Consider the following 23,060-nt stretch of genomic DNA (forward strand, 5'->3'; position numbering starts at 1 on the left):
TTGCCCCGCACCCCCCACGGTTACGGGGCCGCCTGAAGAGCGATCAGGGGTTGTACCAGGTGACCCCGTCACCGCCGTCGTGGCCGATGGTCTGCACCATGACGTTGCCGTCCTGCCAGTACTTGGGGTGCTGGGTCAGGAAGCCGGGGAGCGACTGGATCGACGTGGCGTCGCACGCCAGGTCGGTGCGGATGCAGAAGCGGTGCACCGGGACGCCGTCGAACGTCGCCGGACCGGCGCCGGGCGAGGTGAACCCCAACGCGCTCCACCCCTGGGGAACCCGCGCCCCGATGCCCGTGCCGGGCTGCATGGGGTCGGCGTACAGCATGCCGTTCACCTGCGAGCGGGGGATGTCCGTGCCGCCCCCGGCGATCTTCTGGAGCACCTGGTCGGCCACCTGCGCGCCTTGGGAGTAGCCGACGATCGTGAAGCGGGCGCCCGGGTCGCGGTGGTAGGTGTTCTCGGCGGCGGTCAGCAGATTGCGGTATCCCTCGCGCACGCTGGCGTCGTAGCTCGGCGCGCTGGGGTCCGGGACGTTGTGGCCGTTGAGCCAGGGGCCGGCGCTCGCCGGGTAGCAGACGGGCACCGGAATGCCGCCGTTGAGGTGCTTGTTGGCGAATCCGTAGGTGGAGGTGCAGTCGGGCGCGGGCGCCGCCGAGCCCGTGCCGCCGACCTCCAGGTAGTAGTGATGCACCGGGGCGGCGTGGGCGACGGTGGGCGTCACGGCGGTGAGGGCCACCATGGCTGCCGCCGCGCCGGCCCCGCCGACCGCCTTCTTCCACCTGCTGGACAAGGTCATTTCCCTGCTTCTCCCCGAGTCGAGTTCGTGCGCAACTGCTGTGGTCGGCCGTGACGTTAGCCCCGGCCGTTGGAATGGCGATGAAACGCATGCCTGCGCCGATGAAGTCCCTGCATGCGTCGGCGGAGTCCCGCAGGGGTGGCCCGTCGTCATGAGCGCCGACCGCCCGCGCGCAGGCGCTCGGCGAGGAGGAAGAAGACGAAGACGTTCGGGATGTGGGAGACCGTTGGCCCCAGAGTGTGCCAATTACCGTTGATATGGAGCCTGATGGCATCGTTCTCCAGCTCGATCCGCCGCACCTGCGGCCACCGGGCGGACATCCCTCCGGACCCGACCTCCTCCTCGGTCAGCCAGACGTCCCCGAAGGTGAGCCGTCCGCCCTTGCCGAGCGCGGCCCAGGACCAGGGCAGTTGGGCGTGGATGACCGCCCGCCGGATCTCCGGCCCCCATTCCTCCGCGTCGCCGACCTCCGGCCTGCCCCGCAGCACGACCCGCTCCCCCTTGGCATCGACGAGCAGGTAGCTGCGCGCGGCGGCGCCGTGGGACGCGTCGGGCGGGTGCCGGGTGCTCAGCTGGAACACCGAGGTGGTGTCGTAGCGGACGACGTGGATCCGCCCCTTGACGGCGATGGTCAACCCGCGCTCGTACAGGTCCAACCGTGCGTCCGCGCTCCCCTTCGGCACGGACGGCCGGCCGTACCGGACGAAGGCCCGCAGGCGCCGGACCAGCCGGACCGGCACGGCAGCCGTGCGGTGGGTGTGCGCGATCACCGCGTAGGTGGCATGTCTCTTGCCGATGTGCTCGCGGCCGGCCGCTGCGGAGATCCTCGCCAGCAGCAGCTCGTCACCGCGTGTGCCCGGCTTCCGTCGGGTCACGGCGCAGTGCGGGTGAGGTCGAGGCCGGTGTCCTGCCCCCGCAGGATCATCTGGTGCGTGCGCCGCAGCAGCTGTCCCGGCGGCACCCCCAGGTCGTCGGCCAGACGCCGGCGGGTGCGGTCGAAAACGGTCAACGCGTCGACCTGCCGGCCGCTGCGGTACAGCGCGCGCATCAGCATCGCGGCGACCGGTTCGTTCAGGGGCTGGGCCACGGCCAGGGCGCGCAGTTCGGCGATCGCCTCGGCGTGCTGGCCCAGCCTCAGCTGCCAGTCCAGCTTGCGTTGCACGAGGGCGATCCTGCGCTCGGTGAGCCGCAGCCGCTCCAGTTCGGCGAACGGTCCGGGCAGGCCGGCCAGCAGCTCCCCGCGGAACAGGTCCAGCGCCTGCGAGCAGCATCGGACCGCCTCTGCCAGGTCGCCGGCTCGTTCGGCGGTCCCGGCGGCGGTGACCAGCTCCTCCATGCGCACCACGTCCACCTCGACCGCGCCGGGCGTCATCCGGTAGCCGCAGCGGTCGCGCCGGATCACCGGGTCCGTGCTGTCCCCGGCGCGCAGGACCTTGCGCAGCCGGTACACGTACACCGGAACCACCTTCGTGGTCGGCGGCTCCATTCCCCACACTCCGTCGAGCAGTTCCTGCTGACTGACCGTCCGGTCCGGGCACAGCACCAGCGCGGCCAGTACCGCTTGCTGGCGCAGATGCCCCAGGTCCACGGGCTGTCCGCCGCGCCGTGCCTGCAGCGGTCCGAGCACGGAGATCCGCAACTGCGGTTCGCGCACACGGCGGACGGCGGTCCGCGACACCGGGCCTGCCGCCGGTTTGCGGGGGCCGTGGCCGGGGACGACCAGGCCGCAGTCGAAGGCGTGGACGATGGCGGCGGCCCGGTCGCGCAGTGCGAGTTTGGTGAGGATCCGCGCGAGGTGTCCGGCCACGGTGTCCTTGGGGATGGCGAGCACGGAGGCGATCTCGGTGTCCCGCAGGCCGCAGCCGACCGCGTAGAGCACCTCGCGTTCCTGAAGTGTGAGTGTGGTGGCGGTCGATGGGCCGGTGGTGGCGGTCGTCGGCATCGGGCTCTCCGGGCTCCGTACTGGGCGGTCTGGCAGATGCCGTCGATGCTGGTCGCGGTACCGGTCAGCGGACAGGCCAGGAGACCGGCCGTATCCGGCCGGTGGCCGCGCTAGAGTCCCTCACCTGGGGAAAGAGACGTGTTCGGGGGGTAGACGGTGACCGTGACCAATGAGCTGAGCCCGCTGCTACGGCGGCTGCGGCAGAAGGCGGGGATGACCCAGGAGGCCCTGGCCGAGCGCGCCGGTGTGGGCGTTCGTACCGTCCGCGGCCTGGAGACCGGCGAGCGCGCCGACCCCAGGGTGACCACTGTGCGGCTGCTCGCCAACGCCCTCGGTCTGGCGCCGGAGGAACGCGAGGAGCTCTTGGCGGCCGCCATCCGCCGGAGCGGGGACGGGGACCCGCCGGACGACCCGGGCGAATCGACCGGCCATGGCGAACCGGCCACGGAACTGCCGGTGCCGGTGGTGCGCGAAACCCTGGTCGACGTCGCCGAGCAGCTCGCGCAGGCGGTGGCCGCCCGCTGGCAGCGCGAGGAGGAGCAGCGGCAGGTCCACGACCCCTACCCCCTGCCGGTGTGCTGGCGACAGGTTCGCGAGGAACTCACCGACCACTGGGCCAACATCCGCCGCCTGCCCGCCGGGGACACGCGCGGCCCGCTGGACCTGAGCGGGCGGCTGGACGAGATCGTGGGCGTGTACCGGCGGATCCCGTCCGGGCGGCTGGTGGTGCTGGGCCGGTCCGGCTCCGGCAAGACGATCCTCGCCGTGCGGTTCGTGCTGGACCATCTGAAGTCGAGGGCCCGCACCGAGGCGGTACCGGTGATCTTCAGCATCGGTTCGTGGGACCCCACCGCCGTCACGTTCCGGGACTGGCTGACCGCGCAACTGACCCGGGACCACCCCGGTCTTGCCGCCCCGGGACCCGGTGGGTCGAACCTGGCCGCCGCGCTGGTCGAGACCGGCGGGGTGCTCCCGGTCCTCGACGGCTTCGACGAGATCGCCGGCGGCCTGCGCCGTCCCGCGCTGGAGGCGCTCAACGCCACCACCCTTCCGCTGCTGCTGACGAGCCGTCCGTCCGAGTACGCCGCCGCGGTGGCGGAGACCGACGTGCTCACCTCCGCCGCCGCGGTGGAGGTGACCGATCTGACCCTCGGCGACCTGGCCGCCTATCTGCCGCGCACCGCGCGCAAGGCCCGTGGCGGGGACCCCGCGGCGACGGCCTGGGACCCCGTGCTGAGTGAGCTGCGCGAACGGCCGGACAGCCGGGCCGGTGCCAACCTCACCGCGGTGCTGACCACTCCGCTGATGGTCACGCTCGCCCGCGCCGTCTACAGCGACACCCCCGACAACGACCCGGCCGCGCTCCTGGACACCCGGCGGTTCTCCAGCCCCGAGGACCTGGAGGACCATCTCCTCCACAACTTCACCGCCACCGTCTACCGCCCCCGGCCCGAGAACCGCCCCGGCAGCCGCCGTGCCGTCGACCCGGAGCGTGCCCAGTACTGGCTCGGCTACCTCGCCCACCATCTGACCCGGCTCGACACCCCCAACCTGGAGTGGTGGCGCCTGGGTTGCGGAATCCGCCGCCCCACCCGCACCCTGACGACCGCGCTGGTGATCTGCCTGGCCATCGGGCTCATCGACTGCGTCGTCGGCGCCCTCTTCGACTCCCTCGGCTTCCAACTCGCGGACGGGGTGGTGGCAGGGCTCCTCTCCGGGCTCCTGTTCGGGATCACGTACTGGTTCATGGTCGCGGCCAAGGACGCGGCGGTGGAGCCCACGGGAGTACGCATGAAGTTGTTCGGCCGGGCAGGGAAGACCATGCGCAGACCGCTGCCCCGCCTCATGATCGGGGTGCTGTGCGGTCTCGTCTTCGGCTGTGGCTACGGCTTCGTACGCGGCGTGCTCAACGGCGTCGTCCATCACGTCGGCCTCGCGACCAGCCTGGGTGTCGGCCTCGGCGACGGCATCCTCTACGGCATGGTCTTCGCGCTGGGAGCCGGCCCCACCTTCGGCCTCCTGACCCTGCTGGAAACCCCCCTCGACATCCGGTCCGCCGTCAATCCGGTCGACCTCCTGCGCACCAACTTCCGGACCGTGGCCACGCAGTTCCTCGTATGGGGCCCCACTTTCGGGCTCCTGGTCGGCTTCGGATCCGAGATCGTGTTCGAGCCGATGTCGGCGATCCTCGGCCCGCTCGTCTGGAACGTCCCGTCCGCGATCAAGCTCGGCGTCATCAGCGGCCTCGGCGGCGGCCTCGGTTACGCACTCAGCCTGACCGCCTGGGGCCAGTGGGCGGTCTTCGCCCGGATCTGGCTGCCACTGACCGGCCGGCTGCCCTGGTCCGTCGTCGCCTTCCTCGAAGACGCCTACCAGCGGGGCGTGCTGCGCCAGGCCGGCGCGGTCTACCAGTTCCGCCACGCCCGCCTCCAACACCACCTCGCCCGCGACTACCGGGCGACGCGTGGTCGCCCCGGTCGTGCGGAGTGACTCAAGGAGGAGGAGGGGGAAGGCGTCGCACGGACCTGACCGTAGACGGCGACCATGACCGCAAAGCCGGTAAAGCCCGTGAAGTCCGCAAAGGGGCAGCTTGGCCTCCCCTATCCGCTTTCACACCCCACTCATGACATGCGTCACACCCACGCACGCCACAACTACCCCGCTTAGTAGATCCTCCCGCAGCGACAAATAAGGCTTTGTCCGCCTTGGTCCGTCAATGGCGTCCACAGCACGGGGCGATCGCCGATCCCCCTGATCCTTTTGCCCGCCGATTGCCGTAGAAGTCGATTCTGACGGCACAACAGGCTCGTACGGAATGCGCGGGGAACCGGGCAGCACGTCCACCCGCCCCCGACAAGGGGCGCAGTACCTACTAGGGCGGCTAGTAGACATGCTCGTTGCCTCGGATGCGGGGGCTTTCCCAGAATGGCGGCCGGTGAGACAGCTGCCCTGCTCAGACGCGGGTAGGCAGAACCAGCCACCCGATGGCGATCCGCAGTGAGCGAGTGAGGTCACGCATGACGAAGCACCGCAAGAAGAGGAACTACCGGCGGATAAGCCTCGTCGCCCTCGCCGTCACCGCCGTGGGCGTCCCTTCCATCGCCATGGCCTGCCGGGGCGGACAGTCCGACGGGGCGGCTCGCCGGCACGAGAGCAGCGCCTCCGCGTTCCAGCAGCGGCCGACGCAGGGCGACGGGAGCCCGGAACCCACCGCGAGCCCCACGGCGACGTCCGCAGCACCGCAGCGCACGGTAGCGCCGAAGGCATCGAAGACACCGACGGCTCCGAAGAGAACGACGGAGCCGAAGGCGCCGACGACGCCCAGGGCGCTCCCCACGGCGCCGACCTTTGCGGCGCCCACCGCAGCCCCGAAGGCTCCCGCGGTCGTCGCGGCTCCGGCCTCCGGCATCGCGGCCCGCGTGGTGCAACTCGTCAACCAGGAACGCGCCAAGGTCGGCTGCTCACCACTCACCCTCAACGCAAAGCTGACGAACGCCGCTCAGGCCCACAGTAAGGACATGGCGGACCACGGCAATATGTCGCATACCGGATCCGATGGGTCGGATCCGGGCGCCCGGATCACGAACGCCGGCTACAGCTGGAGCAGTTACGGCGAGAACGTCGCCTACGGGTACGACACCCCGGAGAGCGTGATGGCGGGCTGGATGTCCAGCCCCGGCCACAAGCGCAACATTCTCGACTGCTCGTTCAGGAACATCGGCGTCGGCCTCGCACAGCCCGGCAGCTACTGGACANACGACACCCCGGAGAGCGTGATGGCGGGCTGGATGTCCAGCCCCGGCCACAAGCGCAACATTCTCGACTGCTCGTTCAGGAACATCGGCGTCGGCCTCGCACAGCCCGGCAGCTACTGGACACAGGACTTCGGCGCCGCCCAGTAGCCGCACCGCGGTGACGGAAGTTGTCGCCGATTCACGAATATTACGAATATTGCGGGCATAGCGGGACAGCGCAAGCAGGGTGGGCGCTTCCGCCCGGCGCTGCCGGCCACCGCCGCTCGGTCGCGCGCGATGAGCAGGCGGGGGCCGCGCGGCACCGGGCGGCGTCGGTCGGGAGGCCGGAGCATGCCCCGGGGCGGCGTACCCGTCAGTGGTGCGGAGAGGGCAGCACCTGGACGGTGTCACCGACCGCGCGTTCCCCCGTGGCGTCCGAGGGGAGGTTGACGAGCCGGCCGTTCACGGCCATGGCCGTCGAGCCGCCGCCGTCCAGGTTGAGGGCCTGTACGGCGCCGAGCGAGCGCATGAACGCCGCACCCTCGGCGAGGGTGAAGCCTGCGCTGCCGCCCTTCTGCCGGCCGTCCACGGTGACCAGGAGGAGCCGTCCTCGGGCGTCGATCCCGGCCATGGTGCGCGGCTGGCGGACGTTCGCCCAGGTGTAGCCGAAGGAGAGGTCGGCGGGGTCGACGACGCCCTCGGTGGCCGCGTCGATGCTGATCCGGCCGCCCTTCACCAGGGTCGGAGCGGCGCTGACGATGCTGTCGTGCGGGCCGAGCGCGATCCGTCGGCCGGTCGTGTCGCGGATGTCCTTCGTGATGGCGAGGGGGTGTCCCGGCCTGGCGTGGGCCGTCAACCAGTCCCCGGCGGCGCCGATGCCCTGCAGCACCGCGCCGTGCGCCGGGACGCTGCCGCCGCGTACGCCGACCGACACCACGCGGCCCGCGGCGTCGATGACCACCTGGGTCCCGGCTCCGGTCGGCGGTGCCGCGCCGAACTCGGGCGTGAGCAGGACCAAGTCGTCGGACTCGTGGCAGGTGACGTCCTGCCAGGGGAGGTCGCTGGGTGAGGCGCCGGGGCGCCCGCAGTCCTGGACGGTGCCGGGCACGCGGTTGACGCCCTGCACCGGGTAGGTGGCCCTGCCGGAGCGGGCGGTGACGGTGGTGGTGACGTCGGCCACCCGGTCGTGCCGTCCGCCGTCCTGGAGGACGAGTGCGGCCCGGGCGCCGGCGGACAGCGATTCGAGCCTGCCGCCGTAGGCACCCAGCCCGGACTGCGTGCCCTGCACGCCCTCGGAGTCGGCGGTGACGAAGAACCCGCCGTTGACCGCGACCAGGGACCTCAGCTTCCCGGCGACCGAGGAGGTCGTCTCGCGCTGCGCGACCCTGCCGTCGTGGGTCGCCTGGACACGTCCGGTGAAGGCGCGCGGGTCGATGACCGCGACGTGCACGGTCTCACCGGCGGCCGGCTCGTCGGCGTCGTAGCCGGTCCACGTGACGGTGGTGTGGAACCCGGTGGCCGCGATCGAACCGGCCGCGCGCTGCGCCGCCGCCTGGGTGGCATACGACCCCACCCGCACCCGCAGGCCCATCACGCCGTGCGGGGTGTCGCTGTAGTCCGGCCAGCGGACGGCGGCGACGCGGGGCCGGAAACCGCTCGCGGTCAGCCGCCGGGCGGTGGTGTCGGCCCAGGGCTTCGCACCCACCTCGGCCCAGGTCGCGGCGCCGGTCAGCCGACTGGTGGCCGCTGCCTGGACAGTGACCGTCCAGGACGGCGCGGCGGCCGCGTTCTGAAGGGTCATGGTGCGCACCTGCACACCCGGGGCCGGCTTCTGCGTCGACGTGGTCGACCACCGTGCACCGGCCGGTGTGCCGGCCTGAGCCGTCCCGTTCGCCCCGGTGGCGGCGACCACCGCCACCACGACCGCGGCGCCCGCGCCTGCCCAGACACGCCTGGCCTTCTTGCTGCCCAAGGGATCCACACTCCTGCCGGGGGAAGGTGCCAACCGTTACGGGCCTTCGTATCGGCTCCGCGAGGCCGATCGAAACGTGTGGACGGGAGGTTTCCCCTTCCGTCGCATGGCAGCCGGGCGACGCGGCGGTGAACGCTCGACCGTACCGTCGCCCTGGCCGACGCCCATGGCGGACCGCCCGCCGCTCAACCACCCCTCCGGGTGCGAACCTCGGCTGCTTCGCGCGTCACGCGAACTCTCCTCGGATGCACAGCGGTTGGTCGTCTTCCTTCCCGCGGACGAGAAGACGGCCCAGGCCGTCGAGCAGCTCCGCAGCCAACCCGGGGGCCGACTCCGGGCCATCTCGAACGGCCAGGCGGAAGAGGCCCCGGCCGTCAGTCGAGGAGTCGGCGGACCAGCGTGAGCGCTCTGCCGAGTTCCGTCCGTTCGGCGCAGCTGAGGCGGCCGGCGATCGCATCGGTGAGGTTTTCGTGGCCGGCGCCCCGGCGTTCGCTCAGCAGGCGCTTGCCCTCGTGTGTGATGAGGAGCAGCTTGCGTCGCCGGTCGTGGGGATCCGGGACGCGCCGTACGAGTCCTCGGTCGACCAGGCCGGCCGCGGAGACCGTGACCGACTGGTGAGTGATCTTGTCCAGCCGGGACAGGTCGGCGACGGTGTGCGGCCCCTCGCGGTCGAGCCGTTTGAGGATCGAGACCTGTGACAGTGTCACTTCGCGAGCCGGCGATACCGCCCTCTGCTGCCGGACCAACGCGCCGACCAGGAACTGGAGTTCATCGGCGATGGCCGCGGCGTCCTGTCCGGTGGTCGCCTTCGTGCCGATGGCTGCCGCGTCTTCTCCCATGCCGCTAAAGTACAGCACCACTGCGCAGTTTGGTTGCGCATATGGCTTCAAGGGGAAGTGGGCTCATGGTGAGCGAGGGCGAGCCGGTGGCCGGTGAACTGACGATCGGCGGGAGGCGGCGCAGCTTCACGATCCGGCTGCCGCGAGGGGTGCCGGACGGCCGGCAGGCGCCGCTCGTGCTGGCGCTGCACGGCAACCATCCGCAAGCCGGCGGATGGATGATGCGCGAGTGGACCACGTTCGACAAGCAGGCGGATACGTGGGGTTTCGCGGTCGCCTACCCGGACGGCCACAAGGGGTGCTGGTCGGACGGCCGCGGTGTCACCACGGCCGACGAGGCGGGCGTGGACGACGTCGCCTTTCTTCGCGCGATCGTCGACTGGTCGGCCGCACGGTACGGCACCTCGCCCGACCGGACCGTCGTGGCGGGAGTCTCCAACGGCGCCTTCATGGCGCACCGCTTCGCACTGCAGGCGAGTGCTCAGGTCGCGGTGCTGGCGGCCGTCGCCGGCGGGCTGCCCGCGGCGCTGCGCGAGCTGCAACCGACCCACGCGGTGTCGGCGATGCTGATCCACGGCACGGCCGACAGGTACTCACCGATCGAGGGCGGGTACTCCCGGCACCGTGGGCCCAACGGGGAGCTGCGGGGCCGGACGCTGTCGCTCCGGGAGACGGCCGAGCGCTGGCGCGCCGTCGACCGATGCCCGCCGGGACCGGGCCGTACGCGCACCACCGAATTCTCCCGCCGCACCGCGGCTGACGGCGGCGTCGGCGGAACCCGGGTCGTTGCCTGGACGGTGATCGGCGGCGGCCACGCCTGGCCGGGCGCACCCGCCGCGCCGGACTGGTCCGAGCCGTCCACCCAGGAATGCGACGCGGCCGAGGAGATCTGCCGCTTCGCCGAGCCCCTTCTCGTACCCGCCGGCGCCCGGCGACTGTGACCCGCCCCGCGCCGTCCCCGACAAGGAGAAACCCATGGCAGTGCTTGGTAAGTTGCTGAAGAACCGACGAGCGGGCCAAGCGGGCCTCGCCTGGAACGCACCGAACCTGGGCGGCGAGACCACCCTGGCGCTGAGCAGCCCGGACCTCGACGAGGAGGCCACGATCCCCACCGTCCACGCCGCGAAGCGAGTCGGCGGCAGGGATCTGTCGCCGGCCTTGACCTGGTCTCCGGCACCTGACGCCACCGCGCAACTGCTGCTGGTCGTCGAGGATCCCGATGCACCCACCCCGGCGCCGTTCGTCCACTGCGTCGCCCTGCTCGATCCCTCGGTGACCGGACTCCCCCAAGGGGCACTCGACGCCGCGAACCCCTCCGACGGCGTACGCCCACTGCGTTCGGGCGCGGGCCGCGGCTACTTGGGGCCAGCGCCGATCAAGGGCCACGGCCCGCACCGGTACGTGTTCCAGCTCTTCGCCCTCGCCACACAGGTCACCGCGGGATCGAGCGGCGCCCCCCTGGACGCCGCGAGGCCACGCGACGTACTGGCCGCCGCCGGTGACGTCCTCGCCCGCGGTCGTCTCGACGGCTTCTACGAACGCGCCTGAGCCGCCGGGACGCCGGGCGGCCGGCGGCCGGCGGCTGGCGGCCGGCGGCCGGCGGCTGGCGGCTGGCGGCCGGCGGCCGGCGTCCCGGCGTCCCGGCGTGGCCAACCTTCGCTCCTCGGCGGGGCCGACTGTCGGTATTGCTCACCGGGTCGTGCGCGCGACCGCGCCGCCCGGACGAGAAAGAGCGCAGGGACCGGGTCGCCCGACCGGAATTCCCGGACCCGGAGTATCTTTTCCCTGAGCCGGCGACGAACCGGCCGGTAAACTACCGGCCATTCGGCGTCCGGATCTGCAAACCCGGCCGGATTTTTCTGGTGTGACCTGCCGCAATACCGCAGTTCACGCACGCGAGTCGGCATCCGGTTCATCTCTCCGACCCGGCGGACGTGTTCCCACGCAGGCGGAATTCCGCATCTGGCCGGTTGTGACCTGTTCTCGGTTACGGTCGCTACGTCACCGTGGATATCGACCGAGCCGAAGTGGCCCTCGCGGCTTACCGAAGGGGAACTTTGTAGGGATCGATCCCGGCTGCCTTCGTAAGGCGAGAGGTAAGACGAGAGGCCATGGCCGCCGTCCGAAACGGCTTCTGATGGTGAGCGCGTGACTCACCCGACCCACGGCTTCGGTAAGACATTCATCCAGTGGATCGCGGGCCCGCCCGGAAATCTTGCGGGCCGCCGTTCAACACCTGCGTACACAGGGGGTAGCAGCGAGATGACGAACTCCACCGAAGTCCGACTCCACGACCAAGTCACCGCGCTCATAGAGGACTTGGACGAGCACCGCGTCTACGGCAACGACTACTTCGCGTACCTCGAAAACACACCGTGGACCGACCGGGCATACGACTTCCACCGCGCCAACTTCTTCCACCGGACCGAGGGCACGGTCAAAGGCATCGCCTACGTCTGCGCCCAGGCAGCGGCCCACGACGACCGCGACACGCTGGTCCTGTTCTCCCATATCCTCAACGAGGAGACCGGCAACGGCGAGGCGGCGCACTGCCACGAGCTGCTGATGGAGAACTCCCACAACCTCTACGGCCGGACCGAGTTCGGCCTGCCGACGCTGCTCGTGCGGGAGGCGCGGGACAGCGACCTGGTCATCCCCGAGACGGTGGCCTACCGCGAGCGCACCCTGGAGCTGCTGAGCAGCAACTACCACCGGATGCTGGGTGTGGCGATGGCCCTGGAGTCGCACGCCGACAAGATGCTGCAGGTCTGCCGTACGGCATTCCGCAACAACCGGAAGGAGCTGCCCGCGGCCGAGTTCGTGGACAGCGTCGAGATCTACTTCAACGTCCACGTCGGCGACGAGGGCGTCGAGGAACGCCACGCCGCCGACGCGAAGAAGTGCGTTCTGAACAACTGCCACACCGATGCGGAGGTCGCCGAGATCTCCTATGCGGCGACCGAGACCCTCAACATCCAACTGGACATGTGGAACGCGATGTACAAGGCCGTGGCCACGAGTTGAATTCCGCAGCGGGAAAGGCGGCACCTACCATCGTGCAGAAGAATCGCGGCATCTCCGATGCCATCCTGCGGATACCGGAATCAGCTACTCACGGGACCGCGGCGAAGCTCGCGGCACTCAATCGCGGTCTCGCCGGGCACGAGCGGATCATCGATCTCAGTATCGGCGCACTGGACACACCCACCGATCCCCGGATCGACCGCGGTGTCGTCGAGTTCGTGCAGACTCGCTCCGACACGATTCACGCGTTCGCGCCCATCAAGGGATTTCCGTTCCTCCTGGAGTCCGTCGCCGCGCGGGTGGCTCGCCTCCACGGAATCACCTACGACCCGGACAGTGAAGTCATGGTCACTCCGGGCGGTGTGAAGGGTTCGATTTCGGTGGCGTTCCACGCGCTGCTGAATCCAGGCGACGAGGTCGTCATTCCGGTGCCCAACTGGCCGCACTACGCCGACATGGTGCGACTGCACGAGGCCGTCCCGAAAACCGTCCGGGTCACGGCGGACGACGGCTTGACGGCGCCGGCTCTCGAAGACGCGCTCTCGCAGCGAACCAAGATCGTCGTCCTGGGCGACTGCATCAACCCGACGGGCAAGGTCTACTCGACCGAGGAGCTGTCGGCGCTGGCCGGGATCATCGCCCGGCACAACCTGCGGCGCGAGGCCGGCGGTGAGAGCCCGGTCCACGTCCTGTTCGACACTCCTTACGAGGCTCATGTCATGGGGCCGCGCGCCAAGACGTTCGCCGCCATCGACGTCCGGCTCCCCGACGGCGGCCACTGCTCCATGCGGCCGTGGACGGTGGCCGTGACCGGCCCGGGCAAGACCTACGGCATGCACGGCGACCGGATCGGCTATCTCTGCGGTCCACCGGACATCGTGGAGGCGTCCGCACGCGCACAGGTCAACCTCACCTCGTTCGCCTCCACTTACGGCCAGGTCGCCACGCATATCGCGCTGCGGCCGGAGATGGACGAGGTGGCGACCTCCAGAGCGAGGACCGCGCGCCACAATCTCGACGCCATGGTGCGGGAACTCGACGCGGTCCCCTCGTTGCGGATCAACGTCCCGCAGGGAGGGTACTTCCTCTTCGTCGACTTCTCGGCCTTCGCCGATGCCTACGGAAAGCGGGGCCACCGCACCGCCGACCGGTTCCTGCTGGACGAGGCGAAGGTCGCCACGATCTGCGGCAACCACTTCGCGGAGGGCGAGCCCCTGGACCACTTCGTACGGATCAACTGCGGCCGGACGGGTGCGCTCCTGAGCGAAGCCGGCAGACGGATCAGGCAGGCCCTGAGCCGCCTGGAGACCTGACACGCAGTGACGCAGGCAGGCACACCCACCGGAGGCGACTGGAGTGGAGCAGGAGATCACCGACATCTACAAGCACAGGCTCCGGCGCCGCCAGGAGGAACGCGACGAGGGGCGGGCCGCGTCCCGCACGCGCCCGCCCCTGCCGCCCCTCAGCTACGTCCCCCTCGGTGAGCGTCCGCTGCGGCGCTTTCCCCAACTGCTCGTCGGGCTCGCCCTGTACGGGTTCAGCCTCTCGGCCATGGTGCGCACCTCTCTGGGCGTCAACCCCTGGAGCGTCCTCTACGAGGGGCTGGAGCACCACACTCCCCTGAGCTTCGGCATGATCAGTGCGCTCCTCGGCGTTCTCGTGCTCCTGCTGTGGATCCCCCTCAAGCAGAAGCCGACGTTGGGCACCGTCGCCAACATCATCGTCGTGGGATCCTCGTCCGACCTGGGCCTCTCCCTCATCCCTCAGCACCTCGGGCTCGCGGCCCGGGTCGGCCTGCTCATCGCGTGTGTGGTGCTCAACGGCCTGTCGGTCGCGGTCTATGTCGGGGCGCGCTTCGGCCCCGGCCCCCGGGACGGACTGATGACCGGCACATCCGCCGCGACCGGGCGCTCCATCCGGCTCGTCCGCACCCTGATCGAGATCACCGTGCTCGGCGTGGGCTGGCTCCTCGGCGGGAGCGTGGGCGTCGGCACGGTGCTGTACGCCCTGATGGTCGGCCCGGTCACCCAGCTCTTCCTGCCCTGGTTCGCCTACCGGCGGACCGCCGAACACTCCGTGGAGACGGCGGGGCCCGTGATCGGCAAGCGCATCCGGCGGTAGTCTGCGCCGGGTTGGCACAACTGCCCGGAAAGGGCCCGGTTCGCGTGCGCGGCGGTGCGACACCCGACCCCGGCCCACCGGCCACCCGTGCCCGCCCGAGGCCACCCGCCGCCGTGCGGCGCGACCGCCTCCCGCACCCCGGTCACCGCGAGACCGGCGCCCACACCGTTTCGTACCGGGCGGGGCACCCGCCCACAGGAAGGAGCACCACCGTGCGTATCGCAGTTCTCGGCGCGGGCGGCGTCGGCGGGTACTTCGGCGCCCGCCTGGCGGCCGCGGGCGCGGACGTCACCTTCGTCGCCCGCGGCCGGCACCTCGAAGCCCTACAGCGCCGCGGACTGCTGGTCCGCAGCCCGCTGGGTGACGTCCGCACGCCACCCGCGCGTGCGGTGGCGGGCGTCGGCGAACTGGGCCCCACCGACCTGGTCCTCCTCGCGGTCAAGCTCTGGGACACCGAGGAGGCCGCCGCGCAGCTCGGCACCCTGGCCGACCAGGGGACGGCCGTACTGTCCCTGCAGAACGGGGTGCACAAGGACACCGTGCTGCGCCGCCACCTCCCCGAGCGGAACATCCTCGGCGGCGCCTGCTTCATCTCCGCCCACATCGAGGAACCCGGCGTCGTCACCCACACCGGCACGCTCCAGAAGATGGTCTTCGGCCCGTACCACCCCGACCGGCGGCCCCTCGCGGAGGATCTGCTCGCCGCCTGCCGCGCCGCCGGCGTCGAGGCCGAGATCAGCGCCGACATCGCCCGGGTGATCTGGCAGAAGTTCGTCTTCCTGGTCGGGCTGTCCGCCACCACCGCCGCCGTGCGCCGGCCTATCGGCACCATCCGGGACAACCCGCGCACCCGCGCCCTGCTCCGCGACATCATGGCCGAGACGGTGGCCGTGGCCCGGGCATCCGGCATCGCACTGGACGAGACGTTCCCCGACGACCGGCTCGGCTTCATCGACACCCTGCCCCCGGAGATGACCTCCTCCATGCACCACGACCTCGAACGCGGCAACCGCCTGGAACTTCCCTGGCTCAGCGGCGGCGTTGCCGACCTGGCCGCCGAACTGGGCATCGCAGCGCCCCGCAACCAGACCGTCGCCGACATTCTCGCCCCCTACACCCTCGGAACGCCGACGGACTGAGAAGACGTCTCGGTCCGCCCTCAGCACAAGGCGATGGGCGCACTCCACCAGCGGCTGGAACTCCCGTGTGAGATCGCCACGTTGGTCACCGCCTCGCCACATGACACCGGTAGGGGCGCAGACAGCACGGGTACGCGCTCCGCCATGGGGAACGGTCCGGGAGGCCGCCCCAGGGTGAGTTCGCCCTGCTCCCGCCGGTGGACCCCACACGAAAGGTCCCCACCCGACCCGGTCCCCTTCGGTCGGTTCAGGGTTCGGGCCTGACGCCGGCCTTCCGCTTCCAGAGTTGATGTGTACAGCACGTGAAGGCTGTGGCGTTTGATCCACCACGCCCCGCGCGAGCGTGATTTGCTCAGGCTCATGGCGGGACTCGTGTCAAGGGTTCCCGCTGCAGTGCGTGCGTTATGCATTGCGACCCACTCCCAGACAAGAAAGGACGCTCATCCTCATGAGCAACACCTCTCCGATCGAGACCCGCGAGATAGCCGACGCCGACCTCGACGGCATCGCCGGTGGTCTCTCCGTCGGCGGCACCCTGGACGGCCTGACCGCCAAGGTCACCCAGGGCCCCGGTGGCGTGCCGACCCTGGAAGGCTCCATCAAGTCCGTCGGCATCACCGTGTCGGACATCCCCCTGGGCCCGATCGCGCTCTGAGGCACGGCTTTCGCGTGGTGCTCGGTCACCGGGCTCTCGAACCACCCGGGCCGCCAGGGGGAAACTCAGCTTCCTGTCTGATCGTATGGGGTAGCTGACAAGTCTTCGCTGCCGTAGGGGAGTTCGGCGATCCGAGGCCGGGACGAACCGGGACCGTTGCGCGCCGAAGAAGAGCGCACAGACCGGTTCCCGCCACGGGGTGAGCCGACCCGGGCCCACATCAGCCGCTTCGGCCCACTTCGCCCCGCCGGGCAACGACACGGCGGGGCGAAGCAGCGCAGCGCCCCGAATCGACCCACAGTGCCCGAAGGGGCGGGGACGGGAGCTGGGGCGACAACCAGGCCCGCGGCGTGCCCACCACCACGCCACACGCCAAAGCGGCCCGCCGGACGAACCGGCGAACCGCCATGAGACGTCGGGGCTAGTTGGTGGGTGAGACGTAACCGCTGATCGACATGTGCCAGTACGAGCTGTCGCCCACCGCGCCGCTGTAGGGGCCGTCGTGGTGAGCGGAGGCGCTTGCGGGATCGTTGCTGACCTCGTTGCCGCCTATGCTCTCGATGGTCCCGTCGCCGTTGACCGCCGTGACGATGGCTACGTGATCGGCCTGTCCGCTGCCGTTGTAGTTGAAGACGACCGCGTCACCGACGTGGGGATCCGGGTGCAGTCCGGCACCGTACTGTCCGAAGCTTCCGGCCGCCGGAGTCAATCCGTTGACGTTGTAGCCCGCCTGCGCCCAGACCCACGCCGCGAAGTCGGCGCACCAGTTCTCCGGGGAGCCACCGGCACCCGTGCAACTGGAGTTGTACCCTTGCCCGCCCACGCTGTTCGTGTCACAGGCATGGTGGTCGAGATTCGCGTTGGCGACCCTGACGATGTCGTCGGTGGTGGCCGACGCCGTGCCTGAGGCCAGCATGAGGGCCGGTACCGCCAGGGCTGCTGCCACCATGTTCCTGACGATCGCGTGACGCGTCTTCCGGGATGTCATGATTCTCCTCTCTGCTTCAACTGGATCGGACGTCATCGCGGTGCGCCGACGCCGGTGACCGGCCGCCGGCCGGGCCTGCTTCTCCCACTGCCGAACGGCAGTGCGCGTCCCGGTACTTGCGCACCGCGAGCACGTCTGACAGGACGGTAGGAACACTCGATGGAATAGCCATGAAGAGACTGCGCCCGCCGGTCCGGGATGCAGGCACCCAGCCGAAGTGCAGGGCAGGGCCCGCTCGTTGGCGGCGTACAGCTCCCGCAGCGCCCTGTCCCGCCCCTCCTCACCTCTCCGCTGCCAGCCCCCATCCGGCATCAACACCCCGACGTCCTGGCAGACCGTTTCCACCCCGCAGACAACGGCCTGGGCTCACTGCCGCGTGACGCGTGCGCGGTCGGGCGGTCGGGCGGTCGGGCGGTGCCAGGAACCGCACAACGGGTGCTCGCGGCGACAGGACGAGACGAGCAGGGGGAACCACTGCGTCAGCCGCCAGTCGTCCTCGTGGGACGGGGCTGTGAGGAATGTGGTGGATGCGGGTTTCGGCATCGTCAGCGCGGTGGGCGTGGTCGAGGGGCCGGAGATGGCTGGTGGTGGCCGTAGGCGCCGCGGTGGTGGGGCTCAGGCAGCCGAGCGCCGGAACGGGGGTGGGGCCCAACGGCTCGGCGGCTGGTGAACAGCGCTGTTCGCCGACGGCCGCCACTTCCGCCAAGCGGGTGGAGGGCGCGCCGAAGGCCGCATCGCTCCGGGTTCGTGGCCGGCGCGAAGGTACGGTGCCGATCTACGCCGAAGCGCCGTCGGGTCAGGCGGCCGGCTGACCCGTCCGGCACGAACCGTCGGCGCTCCGGCCGTCTCGGGCACAGCTCTCTCCCCGTACCGCGGTCGCGACCGGTGTGGCTTTCTCGCGAAAGTAGGACAGTGGTGCTGCGTCTGCTGACCCGTCTGCCCGCGGCCGGTCTGGGTCGTGCGCTTGCCGTTCCGGCCCGGGTCGTGCGCGGTCTCGCGGCCCCCGCCGACGCGCTCCGGCGCGGGGCCGCCGAGCTTGCCGCCGTCGGTGTGTGCACGGCGGCGAACGCCACGGCCGAGGCATCGGCCACGGCCGTACGGGTGACCCGGGTGGCTCGTCACGCGCTCTCTCCCGACGACGGTTGCTGGCGCGCCGGAAGCCGGCTGCAGCTGCCCCTGCGCCCCTGCCCCGGTACCACCGACGCCATGGGGCGGGAGAAGGCCGCGGAGAAGGTGGCGGCCGCGGTGCGGGAGCACCCGGACGTCCTTCTTGCCTACTGGGACGGCGGTCTGGCCAGGTTGGTGGTCCGGATGGCCGAGGAGGCACTGGCTGGGGGCGTCGAGCGCCGGGTGAGGGAGTTGGCCGGCGGGTACGGGCTGGGGCACTCCGAAGGCGGGGACGAGCCGTCCCCACCGCACCCGGGGAGCGTCGGTGATGTCCGGGCGACGGCGCTGGCCCTGGTCTGTGACGCGGCGGGCGTCGCCACGGCACTGACGGCGCGGGTGATGCGGCTGAGGAAGGCACCGCGGCCGGTCACTGCGGCGGTGGCGCTGCTGCGGGAGGACTCCCGGGTCCGCGGCGTGCTGCGCGACCGGCTCGGTGCGGCAGGGACCGACCTGGTGTTGGCGGCGGTCAATGCCGCCGCGCACGGCCTGGGCCAGTCGCCGGTCGCCCTCGTCCTGGACGGGGCCCTGCGAACGGGCCAGTTGGCGGAGGCGCTGGTCCGGGCCGCCGCGTTCGACGCCGCACACGACACCCTGTGCGTACCGGACCGGCCGAGTCTGTCCGGGGACGGGCTGCCGCGGCCGCCGGTGCGACAGAACCCGGGCCAGGCGTATGCGGATACCGCGGTCACGGGAAGCCTGGTGGGTGCGCTCGCCACGCTGGTGTTCACCCGCAGCCCGGCGGGTGCCGCGGAAGCGGCCCTGGCCGGATCGCCCAAGGCGGCACGCTACGGGCCCGCGGCGTTCACGGCCGCACTCGGCATGGCGCTGGCCCAGGACGGGTTGCTGGTCCGGAGCACCGGGCGGCTGCGGCAACTGGAACTCGTCGACACCGTGGTCCTGCATCCGGGCGCCCTGCACGGCAGGTGTCGCACCGTCCTCGACGTCCGACCCACCGCGGCCTCGTGGGACCACGACCGGCTGTGGCACGCGGCGACCGCGGCGCTGCACGGCTCCGGCGGCGCGACGGCCGGCGTCGACGGGATGGTGGTGAACCTGCGGCCGGCGCCCGGCGAGGAGCCGGCGGGCACCGGCTCGATGATCGCGTCCGTGGGCGCGGAGGACGTCGGTGTCGTACGGGTCGGGTGGGAGCTCGACCCGCTCGCCGAGGAGGTGCTGGACGCGGCGCGCCGGGCCGGCCTGGGCGTGGTGATGGTGGACGACCCTTCGCTCGGCGAGTTCGGCGCTCTGGCGGACACCGTCGTCGCCCCCGAACGGCCGCTGGCCGAGGTGGTACGCGGGTTGCAGGACGACGGAAGGGTGGTCCTGACCGTCGCCAGAATCCGCCACGAGGACGCCGAGGGCCACCACCTGCTGGCGGGACTGCTGGCCGGTGATCTCGCCCTGTCCGTCACCGACGGGCGCAGTGCCGTGGTCTGGGGCGCGGACGTTCTGGTGCTGAACGGGCTGGAGGGGGTGTGGCGTCTGCTGGCCGCCGCTCCCGCCGCGCGCGCCGTCGGTCGCCGCTCCAAGACCCTCGCCCAGTCGGGGGCGGCGCTGTCCGGGCTGCTCGTGGTCACCGGAGGTGCTCCCGCGCGCCGTGTGCTGCTGCCTGCCGGAATCCGGCTGAGTCCCGTCAACGCCGCTGCCGGCGCGGCCTTGTTCACGGGCTGGCGGGCCGCGTACGGTGCCGCCGGCCGCAAGGCGCCCCGCCCCGGGCCGCGCGTGCCCTGGCACACCCTGCACCCCGTCGAGGCGCTGTCGCGACTGGCCGCGCGGCCCCGGACCGCGCCCACGGCGTTGTCCAGGGCCCGTACGCGCGCCGATGCCGTGGCCCGGTTGCCGGTCTTCACTCCGGCGCGCCTGGCGATGTCCCTGTTCACGGCCGTGCGCGCGGAGCTCGACGATCCCCTCACCCCTGTCCTCGCGGTCGGCGCGGCTGCTTCGGCGCTCCTGGGGTCCACCGTCGACGCGCTCCTGGTCACCGGTGCGTTGGGCATGAACGCGCTGGTGGGCGGGGTACAGCGGCTGCGCGCCGAGCGGGCGTTGGCGGCGCTCGCGATGGGCCAGCGGCAGACCGTCCGGCGTGTGACGGACCCCCGGACCGGGGCGACGGCGACCGTGGACGCCGCCCGGCTGGAGCCGGGTGATCTGATCGAACTGGTCACGGGCGACGTGGTCCCGGCCGATGCCCGGCTACTGGAGGCGGCCGATCTGGAGGTGGACGAGTCCGCCCTGACCGGTGAGTCGCTGCCGACCCGCAAGCAGGTGGCCGCCACTCCGCGCGCAGCCGTGGCGGACCGCAGTTGCATGGTGCACGAGGGCACGACGGTGGTGGCCGGGCGGGGGCGTGCCGTCGTGGTGGGTACCGGCGCCCAGACGCAGGCCGGGCGTGCCGCGTCCCTGGCCTCGCGGGCGCCCTCCGCGGCGGGCGTCCAGGCGCGGCTCCAGGAACTGACGAAACGGGTGCTGCCGCTCACCCTCGCGGGCGGCGCGGCGGTCACCGCGCTGTCCCTGCTGTGGGGCAGGCCGGTGCGCGAGGCGGTCGGCGGCGGCGTCGCGGTAGCGGTGGCGGCGGTCCCGGAGGGTCTCCCGCTGGTGGCGACGGTCGCGCAACTGGCCGCGGCGCGCCGGCTCAGCAGGCGCGGGGTACTGGTGCGCGCCCCGCGCACGCTGGAGGCGTTGGGCCGCATCGACACCATCTGCTTCGACAAGACCGGGACCCTCACCGAGAACAGGCTGCGCGTCGTGCGCCTGGTCACCACACAGGGCGCCGCCTACACGACCGACGACCCAGAGCCCGCCGCGGTGCTGCTGACCGCTGCCCGCACCTGTGCGGACGCGGATGAGACGGGCGTTCACGCACACGCCACCGACGAGGCCGTACTCACCGCGGCGCCGCTCGACCGGAAGTGGGTCCAGAGCGACGCCCAGCCGTTCGAAGCCAGCCGCGGATATGCGGCCGCCGTCGGCCAATGCGCCGATGACGAGCCGCAGCTGGTCGTCAAGGGAGCGCCCGAGGTCGTCCTGCCGTGCTGCCGGGACCTCCCCCCAGATACGGAGGAGAGAGCGCAGTCCCTGGCCGGTGAGGGCTTGCGGCTGCTCGCCGTCGCCCGGCGTCGGCTGCCTCCCGGCGAGGCGCCCGACGCGCTCGACAAGCCGCTTCAGGGGCTGGAGTTCCTGGGGTTCGTGGCACTGGCCGACACGCCACGGGCCAGTTCCGCTCCCCTGGTGGCCGGGCTGCGCCAGGCGGGCCTGCGGCCGGTGATGCTCACCGGTGACCATCCGCAGACCGCTCGCGCGGTGGCGGTGTCCCTGGGCTGGCCGGAGGACGTCGCCATGGTCACCGGCGATCGGCTCTCCGCCCTCGACCGGGCCGGCCGGGCCGAACTCCTGCGGGACTGCGGTGTGGTGGCCCGCGTCGCCCCGGAGCAGAAGCTCCAGGTCATCGAGGCACTGAGGGAGGCGGGGCGGGTGGTGGCCATGGTCGGCGACGGCGCGAACGACGCCGCCGCCATCCGTGCCGCGGACGTCGGTGTCGGCATCGCGGCCCGGGGGTCGGCCGCGGCCCGGAACGCGGCGGACCTGGTCCTGACCGGTGACGAACTGTCCGTCCTCGTCGACGCGGTGGCCGAGGGCCGGGCCCTGTGGCGCAGCGTGGGCGACGCCATCAGCATCCTGATCGGCGGCAACTTCGGCGAGGTCGGCTTCACCGTGCTCGGCACGCTGCTCGACGGCGTCTCCCCCCTGTCCGCACGGCAGTTGCTGCTGGTCAACCTCCTCACCGACATGTTCCCGGCCATGGCGGTGGCCGTCACACCGCAGAACGTGAAGCCGAGCGAGGAGACCCCCTCGGCCAACACCCCGGTGGGTATCGCGGCCCTCGGGGCTCCGCTGACCCACCAGATCCGCCAGCGCGGCCTGGTCACCGGTCTCGGCGCGGCCACGGCGTGGCTGATCGGCCGGCTCACCCCGGGCTCTGCCCGGCGCACCGGCACCATGGCACTGTGCGGAGTGGTCGGCGCCCAGCTCACCCAGACCGTCAGGGACCGGCAGCACAGTCCCCTGGTGATGGCGACCGCCTTCGGCTCTGCCCTCGTTCTGGCCGGTGTCGTCCAGACACCCGTGGTCAGCCACTTCTTCGGATGCACGCCGCTGGGTCCGGTGGCCTGGACGGGGGTCGGCGCCGCGGTCGGCGTCGCCGCGCTGTCACCGTGGGTACTGCCTCCCGTCGAACACCTCCTCAGCCGCGTGGCAGCCGCGCTGCGCCCGACCGTGCCCGTGCCGCGCTGACGGTCGACCGGCCCTCGCTTGCCTGCCCGTGCCGGAAGGCGACCGGTGCCGTTGTGGAGCGGCGCGGAGTCGGGCGGGTCGGGTGCGGAGTGGACGACCGTCAGCGCGGCGCCGATGTCCCTGGCGCGTCCCGACGTCGCTCGGAGTGCGGGTGTTGTGCTCCGAACTCGCCTCCATTCAGATGCTGTTGAAGACCTCAGTGATCTGGAGGGCGCGGGACGGGCAGAGCGCGGCGGCCTCGCGTGCGGCGGATCGGGCCTCGGCGTCGGCGCGGGGCTCCAGCACCGTGACGATGCCCTCCTCGTCCTGGTCGAAGGTCCCGGGGGCGGTGAGCGCGCACATGCCGGCGCCGACGCAGACGGTCCGGTCGGCGGTTACTCGCAGCGCCGC

At 71.7% G+C, this 23,060-nt stretch carries 17 protein-coding genes; 10 read left to right on the forward strand and 7 right to left on the reverse strand.

Features of this window, described 5'->3' with window-relative positions:
• Window positions 1-43: 43 nt before the first annotated feature.
• The 3 genes from ACO1BR_RS27355 to ACO1BR_RS27365 all read right to left on the reverse strand — a co-directional run bounded on the left by ACO1BR_RS27355 (window position 44) and on the right by ACO1BR_RS27365 (window position 2,741).
• On the reverse strand, window positions 44-799 hold the full coding sequence (locus tag ACO1BR_RS27355; RefSeq protein WP_426797762.1) for a PE-PPE domain-containing protein: 756 nt from the start codon (window positions 797-799) through the stop codon (window positions 44-46).
• 149 nt (window positions 800-948) lie between these two features.
• Window positions 949-1,674, reverse strand: a complete 726-nt coding sequence (locus tag ACO1BR_RS27360) for a DUF6585 family protein (protein ID WP_426797763.1) — start codon at window positions 1,672-1,674, stop codon at window positions 949-951.
• Window positions 1,671-2,741, reverse strand: coding sequence for a BTAD domain-containing putative transcriptional regulator (locus ACO1BR_RS27365; protein ID WP_426797764.1), 1,071 nt, complete (start codon window positions 2,739-2,741; stop codon window positions 1,671-1,673). The genes ACO1BR_RS27360 and ACO1BR_RS27365 overlap by 4 nt, the downstream gene beginning before the upstream one ends.
• A 162-nt stretch (window positions 2,742-2,903) precedes the next feature.
• Between ACO1BR_RS27365 and ACO1BR_RS27370 the strand changes: the two genes are divergently transcribed.
• Window positions 2,904-5,231, forward strand: coding sequence for a helix-turn-helix domain-containing protein (locus ACO1BR_RS27370; RefSeq protein WP_426797765.1), 2,328 nt, complete (start codon window positions 2,904-2,906; stop codon window positions 5,229-5,231).
• Between the two features lie 614 nt (window positions 5,232-5,845).
• Window positions 5,846-6,643 carry a CAP domain-containing protein gene (locus tag ACO1BR_RS27375; RefSeq protein ID WP_426797786.1) on the forward strand — a complete coding sequence of 266 codons (798 nt, stop codon included), beginning with the start codon at window positions 5,846-5,848 and terminating at the stop codon, window positions 6,641-6,643.
• Window positions 6,644-6,848: 205 nt separating this feature from the next.
• Here ACO1BR_RS27375 and ACO1BR_RS27380 read toward each other — a convergent pair whose 3' ends face one another.
• Window positions 6,849-8,447 carry a phosphodiester glycosidase family protein gene (locus ACO1BR_RS27380; RefSeq protein WP_426797766.1) on the reverse strand — a complete coding sequence of 533 codons (1,599 nt, stop codon included), beginning with the start codon at window positions 8,445-8,447 and terminating at the stop codon, window positions 6,849-6,851.
• Between the two features lie 374 nt (window positions 8,448-8,821).
• Complete coding sequence (locus ACO1BR_RS27385) at window positions 8,822-9,286, reverse strand: MarR family winged helix-turn-helix transcriptional regulator (RefSeq protein WP_426797767.1); 465 nt, start codon at window positions 9,284-9,286, stop codon at window positions 8,822-8,824.
• 65 nt (window positions 9,287-9,351) lie between these two features.
• Between ACO1BR_RS27385 and ACO1BR_RS27390 the strand changes: the two genes are divergently transcribed.
• From ACO1BR_RS27390 to ACO1BR_RS27420, 7 genes are all read left to right on the forward strand, one after another.
• A complete protein-coding gene (locus tag ACO1BR_RS27390; protein ID WP_426797768.1) occupies window positions 9,352-10,227 on the forward strand; it encodes an alpha/beta hydrolase family esterase in 876 nt (291 codons plus the stop codon).
• Window positions 10,228-10,261: 34 nt separating this feature from the next.
• Complete coding sequence (locus ACO1BR_RS27395) at window positions 10,262-10,834, forward strand: YbhB/YbcL family Raf kinase inhibitor-like protein (RefSeq protein ID WP_426797769.1); 573 nt, start codon at window positions 10,262-10,264, stop codon at window positions 10,832-10,834.
• Between the two features lie 714 nt (window positions 10,835-11,548).
• Window positions 11,549-12,310, forward strand: a complete 762-nt coding sequence (locus tag ACO1BR_RS27400) for a hypothetical protein (protein WP_426797770.1) — start codon at window positions 11,549-11,551, stop codon at window positions 12,308-12,310.
• A 32-nt stretch (window positions 12,311-12,342) separates the two neighbouring features.
• On the forward strand, window positions 12,343-13,623 hold the full coding sequence (locus tag ACO1BR_RS27405; protein WP_426797771.1) for a pyridoxal phosphate-dependent aminotransferase: 1,281 nt from the start codon (window positions 12,343-12,345) through the stop codon (window positions 13,621-13,623).
• A gap of 139 nt (window positions 13,624-13,762) precedes the next feature.
• On the forward strand, window positions 13,763-14,431 hold the full coding sequence (locus ACO1BR_RS27410) for a YczE/YyaS/YitT family protein (protein WP_426797787.1): 669 nt from the start codon (window positions 13,763-13,765) through the stop codon (window positions 14,429-14,431).
• Between the two features lie 212 nt (window positions 14,432-14,643).
• Window positions 14,644-15,570 (forward strand): ketopantoate reductase family protein, encoded by a 927-nt coding sequence (locus ACO1BR_RS27415; RefSeq protein WP_426797772.1) that lies wholly within the window; start codon window positions 14,644-14,646, stop codon window positions 15,568-15,570.
• Window positions 15,571-16,018: 448 nt separating this feature from the next.
• A complete protein-coding gene (locus ACO1BR_RS27420; protein WP_426797773.1) occupies window positions 16,019-16,225 on the forward strand; it encodes a hypothetical protein in 207 nt (68 codons plus the stop codon).
• A gap of 421 nt (window positions 16,226-16,646) precedes the next feature.
• Here ACO1BR_RS27420 and ACO1BR_RS27425 read toward each other — a convergent pair whose 3' ends face one another.
• Window positions 16,647-17,213, reverse strand: coding sequence for a CHAP domain-containing protein (locus ACO1BR_RS27425; RefSeq protein WP_426797774.1), 567 nt, complete (start codon window positions 17,211-17,213; stop codon window positions 16,647-16,649).
• 912 nt (window positions 17,214-18,125) lie between these two features.
• On the opposite strand from ACO1BR_RS27425, the gene ACO1BR_RS27430 reads away from it, so the two are divergent.
• Entirely contained in the window at window positions 18,126-22,670 is a 4,545-nt protein-coding gene (locus tag ACO1BR_RS27430) for an HAD-IC family P-type ATPase (RefSeq protein ID WP_426797775.1), read from the forward strand.
• 177 nt (window positions 22,671-22,847) lie between these two features.
• On the opposite strand, the gene ACO1BR_RS27435 is transcribed toward ACO1BR_RS27430, so the two are convergent.
• A complete protein-coding gene (locus ACO1BR_RS27435) occupies window positions 22,848-23,054 on the reverse strand; it encodes a ferredoxin (protein WP_426797788.1) in 207 nt (68 codons plus the stop codon).
• Between the last annotated feature and the right edge of the window lie 6 nt (window positions 23,055-23,060).

The sequence above is a fragment of the Streptomyces sp. YGL11-2 genome (genome assembly GCF_050054615.1).
Classification (GTDB): Bacteria; Actinomycetota; Actinomycetes; order Streptomycetales; family Streptomycetaceae; genus Streptomyces.